General features: G+C 68.5%; 8 protein-coding genes. 5 read left to right on the forward strand and 3 right to left on the reverse strand.

What is annotated here, in order from left to right:
• On the reverse strand, window positions 1–354 hold a 354-nt coding region (locus tag Q0C81_RS06115), incomplete at its 3' end, for a hypothetical protein (RefSeq protein ID WP_291835052.1).
• A 190-nt stretch (window positions 355–544) separates the two neighbouring features.
• On the opposite strand from Q0C81_RS06115, the gene Q0C81_RS06120 reads away from it, so the two are divergent.
• From Q0C81_RS06120 to Q0C81_RS06130, 3 genes are all read left to right on the forward strand, one after another.
• Window positions 545–2,500, forward strand: a complete 1,956-nt coding sequence (locus Q0C81_RS06120; RefSeq protein WP_291835055.1) for a peptidase M61 — start codon at window positions 545–547, stop codon at window positions 2,498–2,500.
• 17 nt (window positions 2,501–2,517) lie between these two features.
• Window positions 2,518–4,479 (forward strand): peptidase M61, encoded by a 1,962-nt coding sequence (locus tag Q0C81_RS06125; protein WP_291835058.1) that lies wholly within the window; start codon window positions 2,518–2,520, stop codon window positions 4,477–4,479.
• A gap of 108 nt (window positions 4,480–4,587) precedes the next feature.
• Window positions 4,588–5,958: a serine hydrolase gene (locus Q0C81_RS06130; RefSeq protein WP_291835061.1), complete on the forward strand. Its 1,371-nt coding sequence runs from the start codon at window positions 4,588–4,590 to the stop codon at window positions 5,956–5,958.
• A 110-nt stretch (window positions 5,959–6,068) separates the two neighbouring features.
• Here Q0C81_RS06130 and rplL read toward each other — a convergent pair whose 3' ends face one another.
• Both rplL and rplJ read right to left on the reverse strand, forming a co-directional pair.
• The gene (rplL, locus tag Q0C81_RS06135; protein ID WP_291835063.1) at window positions 6,069–6,452 is read right to left on the reverse strand and encodes a 50S ribosomal protein L7/L12; all 384 of its coding nucleotides are present in this window, start codon (window positions 6,450–6,452) and stop codon (window positions 6,069–6,071) included.
• Window positions 6,453–6,517: 65 nt separating this feature from the next.
• Complete coding sequence (rplJ, locus tag Q0C81_RS06140) at window positions 6,518–7,033, reverse strand: 50S ribosomal protein L10 (protein WP_291835067.1); 516 nt, start codon at window positions 7,031–7,033, stop codon at window positions 6,518–6,520.
• A 403-nt stretch (window positions 7,034–7,436) separates the two neighbouring features.
• On the opposite strand from rplJ, the gene Q0C81_RS06145 reads away from it, so the two are divergent.
• Together Q0C81_RS06145 and Q0C81_RS06150 are read left to right on the forward strand one after the other, a co-directional pair.
• Window positions 7,437–9,272: a DUF4153 domain-containing protein gene (locus tag Q0C81_RS06145; protein ID WP_291835070.1), complete on the forward strand. Its 1,836-nt coding sequence runs from the start codon at window positions 7,437–7,439 to the stop codon at window positions 9,270–9,272.
• A gap of 185 nt (window positions 9,273–9,457) precedes the next feature.
• Window positions 9,458–10,465: sigma-54 dependent transcriptional regulator (locus Q0C81_RS06150; RefSeq protein WP_291835073.1), on the forward strand; the 1,008-nt coding region annotated here is incomplete at its 3' end.

Below are 10,465 nucleotides of genomic sequence, written 5' to 3' on the forward strand. Positions count from 1 at the left end.
CGCGGTCACCCGCGCCCGGACCCGCGGCAGCATGTGGGCGCAGTCCCGCGCCTCGACATACATCCCTGGCCGCGCGGCGATGGCGTCGGCGATCCGGACGCCCGTCACATTGCGCGCCCGCGCCAGGTTCCTCAGCCCTTCCGAACCTTCATCCAGATAGGCCTGCAGCTGCTCCGCCGTGGGCCGCCCGTCCGCGGCGTCATACAGGGCGTAGAACCGGTCCACATCGACGGTCTCGATAGCGGGGCCCCGCGCTTCGGACGACGGCGCCCTCTCCTGCGCGGCGCCGGCGGTCGCCAGGCCGGTCGCCGCCAGGCAGGCCGCGACGCAGGTCAGGATGCGGTGCAGGCGCATGGGATGTCTCTCCGCCTCGGGGCTTTCAGCACCTGGCTATCACGCCGCCTTGGCCGGACAAGTCCATTCCATCTGAAGCGACGGATTCGGAACATGACGGCGATTTAATGCGGCGGTCGGCTCATCGGGTTGACCGCCATCCCGGCGCGCAGTGATCTGCGCCTCCCAGCCCGCTCACGAGTGCCCTGTGATGATGCGTCCGTCCGTCCGCCTGCTCGCCTCCGCCTGCGCCGCGGCCCTGCTGCTGGGCTCCGCGCCCGCCCTGGCCCAGGTCGGCACGCCGGCCCTGCCCGTGCCCCTGGCCCCGATCCCCGCTCCGCGCGACGTCGCCTATCCGGGCGTGATCGGCATCGAGGTGGACGCCACCGACATCGACCGCCGCATCGTCTCCATCAAACAGACCGTGCCGGTGACCGGCCCGGGTCCGCTGATCCTGCTCTATCCGCAGTGGATCCCCGGCAACCACAGCCCGGCCGGCCCGGTCGACGACATCGCCGACCTCAGCATCACCGCGAACGGCCAGCCGCTGCGCTGGGTCCGCAACACGGTCAACACCAACGCCTTCCAGGTCCAGGTCCCGGCCGGCGCGTCGGCGGTCGAGGTCGCCTTCAAATGGCTGACGCCGATCGAGGGCAATCAGGGCCGGATCGTCATCACCGACGACATGCTCAACATCCAGTGGGAGAAGGCCCTGCTCTATCCGGCGGGCTACTATTCCCGCCAGATCCGGTTCCAGCCGACCCTGCGCCTGCCCGCGGGCTGGCGGTACGGCACGGCGCTGGACACCCGGTCGTTCCAGAACGGCGTCGCCGTCTTCGCCCCGATCACCCTGGACCATTTCGCCGACAGCCCGCTGTTCGCCGGCCGCTACTACCGCCAGATCGACCTGGACCCGAACGGTCGCTCGCCCGTGCGTCTGAACGTGGTCGCCGACACCGCCGAGCAGCTGGCCGCCACCGACGCCCACATCGCCCAGCACCGCGAGCTGGTGCGCCAGGCCGACCGCCTGTTCGGCGCGCGGCACTATAATCACTATGACTTCCTGCTGGCCGTCACCGACCGGCTGGGCGGGATCGGGCTGGAGCACCAGCGCTCATCCGAGAACAGCGTCGACACCAAATACTTCACCGACCCGACCGGGACGCTCGCCGACCGCGACCTGCTGGGGCACGAATACACCCACAGCTGGAACGGCAAATGGCGGCGTCCCGCCGACCAGCTGACGCCCAACCTGAACGAGCCGCTGCAGAACTCCCTGCTGTGGGTCTATGAGGGCCAGACCCAGTACTGGGGCCTGATCCTGACCGCGCGGGCGGGCCTCATGACCAAGCAGCAGGCGCTGGATGTCTTCGCCAACACCGCCGCCACCTACGCCGACGGCAATCCGGGGCGCGAGTGGCGCGCCATGCAGGACACCACCAACGATCCGATCATCGCCCAGCGCAGGCCCCAGCCCTGGCCCAGCCGCCAGCGCAGCGAGGACTACTACCGCGAAGGCGCGATGATCTGGCTGGACGCCGACACCCTGATCCGCGAGCGGACCGAGGGCCGCAAGTCGCTGGACGACTTCGCCCGCGCCTTCTTCGGCGTGCAGGACGGCAACTGGGATCCGGCGCCCTACACCTTCACCGACGTGACCTCGACCCTGAACGGGGTGCAGGCCGACGACTGGGCCGCCTTCCTGCGGGATCGTCTGGACGCTGTCGGCCCGAACGCCCACGGGCCGTTGGCCGGGATCGAGCGCGGCGGCTACCGGCTGGTGTGGCGCGAGACGCCCAATGACTATTCGAAAGCCCTGAACACCGAGCTGGGCCGGGTCGATTTCCAGTACTCGCTGGGTCTGTCGCTGAACGCGTCGAACCGCGTCACCGGCGTCCGCTGGGGCTCGCCCGCCTTCGAGGCCGGTCTGACCTCGGGCTGGGAGGTCGTGGCCGTCAACGGCCGCGCCGCCAGCGCCGCCGCCATCGCCGCGGCCATCACCGCGTCGAAGGCCGACAGCACGCCCATCCAGATGATGCTGAAGAAGGACGAACGCTTCCGCACCATCGATTTCGACTACCACGGCGGCCTGCGCTACCCGCATCTGGAGCGGATCGAGGGCGCGCCCGACCGGCTGGGCGACATTCTCGCCCCGCGCCGCCGCTAATTCCGAGGACCGACCGCATGCTGAAGCCCGCCGCCCTCGCCCTTCTGCTCGCCTCGACGGCCCTGCCCGCCCTGGCCCAGACCCCCGCCTCGCAGGCGCAGACGCCCCTGCCCGCACCCACCAGCCTGCCGCACGCCCTGCCGCCGATTCCGGCGCCGCAGGACCGCGACTATCCGGGCGTCATCGGCATCCGCGTCGACCTGACGGACCTGGACCACAAGATCATCCGCACCCGCCAGACCATCCCGGTCGCGGCCGGGCATCTGGTGCTGCAGTATCCGAAATACATTCCCGGCAACCACGCCGACACCGGCCCGATCCAGCTGATCTCCGGCGTCACCGTCACCGGCAACGGACGGCGGATCGAGTGGGTGCGCGACACCGTCGATCCGCACGCCTTCCACCTGGACATCCCGGCGGGGGTCTCGACCATCGACGTCTCGTTCGAGTGGCTGACCCAGCCGGACAACGCCGTCTGGCGCGTGGTCATGACGCCCGAGATCGTCAACCTGCAGTGGGAGAAGGCCCTGCTCTATCCGGCGGGCTACGCCCAGAGCCGGATCACCTTCGCCCCCTCGGTCGTGCTGCCGGCGGGCTGGGATTACGGCGTGGCCCTGACGACCACGCGGCGCGAGGGCGACATGGCGACCTTCGCCCCCATATCGCTGGAGCATCTGGCCGACAGCCCGATGTTCGCGGGCAAGCACTATCGCCGCATCGACATCGATCCGGGCGGCCGCTCGCCGGTGCACCTGAACCTGGTCGGCGACACCGCCGCCTCGGTCAACATCACGCCCGAGTGGACGGCCAGGTACGAGGCCCTGGTCGACCAGGCCGACCACCTGTTCGGCGCCCGGCATTTCGACCACTACGAATTCCTGTTCGCGATGACCGACAAGCTGGGCGGCATCGGGCTGGAGCATCACCGCTCGTCCGAGAACACCGGCGCGCCCAACTACTTCTCCAGCGCCAATCCCGCCTACGGCGCGCGCGGCCTGCTGCCGCACGAGTACACCCACAGCTGGAACGGCAAATTCCGCCGTCCCGCCGACGAGTACGTGCCCAACCTCAACGTCCCGACCCAGAACAGCCTGATGTGGGTCTACGAGGGCCAGACCGAATACTGGGGCGACGTCCTGACCCCGCGCTCGGGCCTCGGCACCGTCGAGGAGGCGGTGATCAACCTGGCCGAGGTCGCGGGCTTCTACGACCAGCAGCCGGGTCGCCAGTGGCGGGCGCTGCAGGACACCACCAACCACAATCTGCTGGGCTATCGCACGACCAATCCGTGGTCGTCGTGGATGCGCGGCACCGGCGACTATTACCGCGAGGCCCTGCTGATCTGGCTGGACGCCGACACCCTGATCCGGGCCGAGACCGGCGAGCGCAAGTCGCTGGACGACTTCGCCAAGGCCTTCTTCGGGGTCGAGGACGGCGTCTGGGAAGCGCGGCCCTATACGTTCGAGGATGTGGTCGCGACCCTGAATGCGGTGCACCCGCACGACTGGGCGACCTTCCTGCGCACCCGCCTGGACGCCGTCGGGCCGGACGCCAAGGCGCCGCTGGACGGGCTGGAGCGCGCGGGCTGGCGCCTGACCTGGGTCGACGACCTGACGCCGGTCGAGAAGCGCATGCTGGGCGGCTGGGCGAGCGACTTCCAGTATTCGCTCGGCTTCAACCTGGGCGCCGGCAACCGCATCACCGGCGTGCGCTGGGGCTCGCTCGCCTTCGCCGAAGGGCTCGGCGCGGGCTGGGACCTGGTGGCCGTCGGCGACCGCACGGCCTCGCCCGCGGCCCTGCGCGCCGCCGTCACCGCCGCCAAGACCAGCGCCGAACCGATCCGGCTGGTGGTCAAACGCGGCGACGAGTTCCGCACCCTCGATTTCGACTACCACGGCGGCCTGCGCTATCCGCGTCTGGTCCGCATCCCGGGGACCCGCGACCGGCTGGCCGACATCTTCGCCCCGCGCCGGCGCTGATCGCGGGAGACCGGATTACGGAAACATAATGGGGCGGCCCGCATCCATGAGACGCGCCGGCCGCCTCTTCTCTCGCCGGCGTGACTGTCACGCTTGAAAGGGGTTCCAGTGTTAAATCGTAGTCTTTCCCGCCCGGGTCTTCGCACCCGCCTGCTGCTCACGACGCTGACCGCGCTCGCGCTGAGCGCCGGTCCTGTCCTGGCCCAGGATGTCGGCCGCATGGAGCAGATCCTCAGCGAAGCCGCCGCGCGCGATGCTTTCGCGGGTTCGGTCCTGGTCGCGCGCGGCGGCGAGGTCCTGCTGGACCGGGGCTACGGCATGGCCAACCGGGAATGGGCCATCCCCAACGACGGCGACACCAAATTCCGCCTCGCCTCGGTCAGCAAGCAGTTCACCGCCGTCGCCGCCGTCCTGCTCAGCCAGCGCGGACAACTGGATCTGGACGCGCCCCTGAAGACCTGGCTGCCGGACGCCCCGGCGGCATGGGACCAGGTCACCGTCCGGCATCTGCTGACGCACACCTCCGGCATTCCCAACTTCACCGCCTTCGACGACTTCGCGGCCACCAAGACCGTGGCGACGACGCTGCCGGAGCTGATCGCCCGCTTCCGCGACCGCCCGCTCGACTTCCAGCCGGGCCAGGGCTGGGCCTACTCCAACTCCGGCTATGTCCTGCTGACCGCCGTCATCGAACGGGTCAGCGGCAAGCCCTACGCCGCCTTCGTGTCGGAAGCCCTGTTCCAGCCCCTCGGCATGACCGACAGCGGCTATGACAGCCACGCCGCCATCCTGCCCCGCCGGGCCTCGGGCTACACTCCGTCCGCCCAGGGCGTCGTCAACGCCGACTATATCGACATGAGCGTCCCGCAGGGCGCCGGCGGCCTGTACTCCACCACGCGCGACCTCCTGAAGTGGGAACAGGGCCTGTTCGGCGGACGGATCCTCAACCCGGCCTCGCTCGCGCAGCTGATCACGCCCGTGCGGAACGACTACGCCATGGGTCTGGAGGTCGAGCGCGCCGGCGAAGGCTCGATCGTTCGCCACAACGGCGGCATCGAGGGCTTCAACACCTGGATGGGTCATGACACCGCCGGCGGCATGACCGTCATCGTGCTGGGTAATCTGAACGGGCCCGGGTCGGACAAGCTGGGTGCCGACCTGATGACACTGGCGCGGGGCGGAACCGTCTCCCTGCCCGGTGAACGCCAGGCCGTCACCCTCGGAGCGGAAGCGCTGCAAGCCTATGTCGGCGTCTACGAACTGGCCCCGACCTTCGCCATCACCGTGTCGGTCGTGGACGGAAAGCTGATGGGCGTGGCGACCGGCCAGCCGCCGTTCGAACTGTTCGCCGAGGCCCCGGACGCCTTCTTCGTGCGCGTCGTCGACGCCCGCATCACCTTCACCCGCGACGCGGCGGGCGCGGTCTCCGGCCTCGTCCTGCACCAGAACGGCCGGGACATGCCCGCGCCGAAGAAATAACCTCAAAAGAAAACGGGCCGGGGATTTCTCCCCGGCCCGTTCAAAGATCAGCAAACGCTGACGCTACCGCCCTCAAGTAGCCCGAAGGGCGGTAGGGCAAATCAAGTATCTTACTTGATCTGGACCTTGGCGCCGGCTTCCGTGAGCTTCTTGGCGACTTCGTCGGCGGCTTGCTTCGAGACGTTCTCGACGACGTTCTGCGGAGCGCCTTCGACCAGGTCCTTGGCTTCCTTCAGACCCAGGTCCGAACGCACGCCACGGACTTCCTTGATGACGTTGATCTTCTTGTCGCCGCCGTCGATCAGGACAACGGTGAACTCGGTTTGCTCTTCAGCAGCTTCGGCCGGAGCGGCGGCGCCGCCGCCGACAGCGGCCACGGCGACCGGAGCAGCGGCGCTGACGCCCCACTTTTCTTCCAGCAGCTTGGACAGTTCAGCGGCTTCGAGGACGGTCAGCTTGGACAGGTCTTCGACGATCTTGGTCAGGTCGGTCATAGTCAGTTTCCTTCGGAGGAATTGGGTTCAGAGAGTTTTTGCAGAGATGAAAGAGGCGGTTCCGCTTACGCGGCGTCCTTCGTGGCGTAGGCGTTGAAAACGCGAGCCAGTTGGCCGGCCGGGGCTTGCACGACGCCGGCGATGCGGGTCGCGGGCGTGCTGAGCAGGCCGAGGAACGACGCACGGATCTGATCCAGCGACGGCAGTTTGGAGAGAACCTCCACGCCCTTCGCGTCCAGAACCTTGTCACCCATGAAGCCGCCCAGGACGACGAACTTGTCGTTGCCCTTGGCGAATTCGGCGGTGACCTTGGCGGCCGTCACCGCGTCGTCGGCATAGGCGATGCCCACGGGACCCTTGAACAGGCCGTGGTAGTCGCTGCCTTCAGCGGCTTCGAGCGCCTTCAGCGCCAGGCGGTTCTTGACCACCTTGAACGCGCCGCCTTCTTTACGAAGACGGCCACGCAGATCTTCCATATCCGCAACGGTCAGACCCAGGTTGTGGGTCACGACCACGGCGCCCGCGTCGGCGAAAACGCCCTTCAGCGTTTCGATCGACTCGGCTTTTTGTGCGCGGTCCATTGCGGTCTCCAGTCTTGGTACTCGCCTCCGGGCTTATTCCCGGAAGCGTATGGCCAAAGCGCTTCGCATCGCTGCGAAGCGTTCAGGCCGGTCGTATTGTCCGAAGGAAGCTCGAACCCCGTACGCCCGAAAAACCGGGTGACGGCGGTCGTCTGCATCCCCATCTCCCCACGGCGCCAGAGGGCTCTCTGACAGTTACGGCATGGGTGACCCCCACGCCCCGAAGTTCTCGGACAGGACCGCCGCGTCCCGAAGGCAGCGACGGATAAGACGCGCTCTATACACGCAATCGCCGCAAACTCAAGCCGTCAGCGACTGCACAGGGCGTCTGCACGGGAAATCCTCAAGACGCGGACCGCGATCCGGGGCAGGATCGCCGCCGATCAAGGGTGGGGAGCCCCGCATGACCGACGCCATCGAAGCCACGGGCCGCAACAGCCTGGGCCGCACAGGATCGCCGCTGCTGATCGGAGCCCGATTGGCGATCGGCCTGATCCAGGGCGCGGCCCTGTGGTGGCTCTACCAGACCGCGGACAATCCGCCCTACAGCTGGCCCGCCACCGTTCCGGAGCTGTTCGGACCACTGGCGCTGATCCTGGTCATGGTCCCGGTCCTGATGCTGGCCGGCGTGGGCCGCATGCGCCCGGCGACCCTGCTGCTCTGGGGGCTCGGCGCCGTCGCCTTCCTGGCGTTGCTGGGCTGGCACAATGTGGCGTCCCAGGCGACCTCGCCGGGCTACGGCTCGCGGGAATATCCCCCCTTCCTGAACATGCCCATGCCGCTGTTCGCGGCCGCCGCCCTGTTCATCGGCCACCACTTGGTCCTCGGCGCGGACATGGAGCGGCGCTGGATCGCGGCCTTCCCGACCTATTTCGACACCGCCTGGAAGGCCGGCGTCCAGCTGGCCCTGTCCATCGGCTTCACCGGCGCCTTCTGGATTCTGCTCCACCTCGGCGCGGCTCTGTTCAACGTCATCGGGCTGAAGTTCCTCGAGGACCTGATCCGGCAGGAATGGTTCGCCATCCCGATCACCACACTGATGTTCGCCGTGGCCGTGCACCTGACCGACGTGCGCGACGGACTGATCCGGGGCGTGCGCAGCGTGGCGCTGATGCTGCTGTCCTGGCTGCTGCTGCTCATGACCGTGCTGGCCGCGGGTTTCCTGGCCGCCCTGCCCTTCACCGGCCTGGACGGCCTGTGGAACACCGGCAGCGCCACCGCCCTGGTGCTCGCCGCCGCCGCCGCCCTGATCATCCTGATCAACACCGCCTATCAGGACGGCCGGGCGGACAATCTGCCGCCGGTCATCCTGCGCTGGGCGGTGAGGGTCGCCTCGGTGCTGCTGACGCCGCTGGTCATCCTGGCCTTCTGGGGGCTGGCCCTGCGCATCGGCCAGCACGGCCTGACGCCGGACCGGATCATCGCCTTCGCCTGCGCCGTCATCGGCGCGGCCTATGCCGCCGGCTACGGCTTCGCCGCCCTTCAGCCCTTCTGGCGCAAGGGCGCCGACTGGATGCAGCCGCTGGAGCGCACCAACGTCATCACCGCCGGGCTCGAGATCGCGGTCATCCTGGCCCTGTTCAGCCCCATCGCCGACCCGGCCCGCCTCTCGGTCACCGATCAGGTCGCCCGGCTGGAGCGCGGCGCGGTCAAGCCGGACCAGTTCGACTACCGCTTCCTGCGCTTCGAAAGCGGCAAGGCCGGCGAGGCGGCGCTGGAGCGGCTGACCCGTTCGGGCAATGGCGCCGTCGCCGAACGTGCGAAGCGTGTCGCCGCCATCAAGAACCGCTGGAACGAGCGAGATGAAGGCCAGCCGGCCATCACCCCAGTTTTCGAGGTTATAGGAGCCCCCTTGCCGGCGGACTTCACGAGCGGAGTCCGCCCTGGCGACGAACGCCACAACTGCCTGGATCAAGGCGCATGCGTCGCCACGGCTCGCGATCTGGATGGCGACGGTCAGGTCGAGGTGCTGATCGCCAACGCCAACAGTCTGGATCTCTGGGCCCGCGACGCCGCAGGTGTTTGGCTGCGTCAGGGGAACTACACGCCTTTCCGCTGCGTCAGCGGCAAGCGCCTGGACCTGCGCGACCATCTGCGCTCCGGTCACGTTCGCGCCGAAACACCCCGGTGGCCCGACCTCGTCTTTGGTGACGGACAACCCACCGTTCCCAATATCGATCCGGGCGTCCGATGCCCGGCATCCCCAGGCGTGCCCGTCGTCGTCACGCCCGACCGTTAGTCCGCCTTGGAGTGAAAAGTGAGTGGGGAGTTAGAGAGCGAGGCAGGCGGGCGCCTCGCCCCGTTAACCCCCCGCTCACCCTGCCCGACCACCCGATCTTCACCTTGTGAGGCCTAAAACGTCCCGGAATGAGCCAGCTCCACCATTGAGAGCCGGCCGGACGTGATGAAACAGGGGCCGCCCGCATGGCGAAGACCGTACTTGTCGTCGACGACGATCCGACCCAGCGCCGCATCGCGCAGGCGGTGCTGGAACGCGAAGGCTACGTCGTCGTCCATGCCGAGAGCGGCGGCGAGGCCATCGACCGCCTGACCAAGGGCGGCGGAGCGGACGTCGTCCTGCTCGACATGGTCATGCCGGGCATGAGCGGCATGGAGGCCCTGGCCGAGATCCGCACCGCCGGCGTCGGCACCCCCGTCATCGTCCTGACGGCCAACGGCGGCGTCGACGCCGTGGTCAAGGCCATGCAGGCCGGGGCCCAGGACTTCTTCGTCAAGCCGGTCTCCGCCGAACGCCTTCTGGTCGGCGTCCGCAACGCCCTGCAGCTCACGCAGCTGACGGCCGAGGTCGGCCGCCTGAAGAAACACCATTCCGGCCGCACCTCCTTCGACGACCTGGTGGGCCAGAGCGCGCCCATGCGCATGGTCAAGTCGCTGGGCGCCCGCGCCGCCAAATCGGGCATTCCGGTGCTGATCACCGGCGAAAGCGGCGTCGGCAAGGAAGTCATCGCCCGCGCCCTGCACGGCGCCTCGGACCGGTCGGGCAAGCCCTTCGTGGCCGTCAACTGCGGCGCCCTGCCCGTCAATCTCGTGGAATCGATCCTCTTCGGCCACGAGAAGGGCAGCTTCACCGGCGCCACCGACAAGCACCTGGGCAAATTCGCCGAGGCCTCGGGCGGCACCCTCTTCCTCGACGAAATCGGCGAGCTGCCGCTGGACATGCAGGTCAAGCTGCTGCGCGCCCTGCAGGAAGGCGAGATCGACCCTGTCGGCTCCAAGCGCTCGGTCAAGGTCGATGTCCGCATCATTTCGGCCACCAACCGCGACCTGGCCGAACAGGTGCGCGACGGCCGCTTCCGCGAGGACCTGTTCTACCGCCTCAACGTCATCCCGATCGACGTGCCGCCGCTCCGCGAGAAGCGCGAGGACATCCGGCTCCTCGCCCAGCACTTCCTGCGCGTGTACTCGGCGAAG

It is taken from the genome of Brevundimonas sp. (assembly GCF_023259385.1).
Taxonomy (GTDB): Bacteria; Pseudomonadota; Alphaproteobacteria; order Caulobacterales; family Caulobacteraceae; genus Brevundimonas.

What these genes read in the sequence shown, in the direction of transcription:
- rplJ (WP_291835067.1), bottom strand. Translation starts at nt 7,033, where the DNA reads ATGGACCGCGCACAAAAAGCCGAGTCGATCGAAACGCTGAAGGGCGTT.
- Q0C81_RS06125 (WP_291835058.1), top strand. Translation starts at nt 2,518, where the DNA reads ATGCTGAAGCCCGCCGCCCTCGCCCTTCTGCTCGCCTCGACGGCCCTG.
- Q0C81_RS06120 (WP_291835055.1), top strand. Translation starts at nt 545, where the DNA reads ATGATGCGTCCGTCCGTCCGCCTGCTCGCCTCCGCCTGCGCCGCGGCC.
- Q0C81_RS06145 (WP_291835070.1), top strand. Translation starts at nt 7,437, where the DNA reads ATGACCGACGCCATCGAAGCCACGGGCCGCAACAGCCTGGGCCGCACA.
- rplL (WP_291835063.1), bottom strand. Translation starts at nt 6,452, where the DNA reads ATGACCGACCTGACCAAGATCGTCGAAGACCTGTCCAAGCTGACCGTC.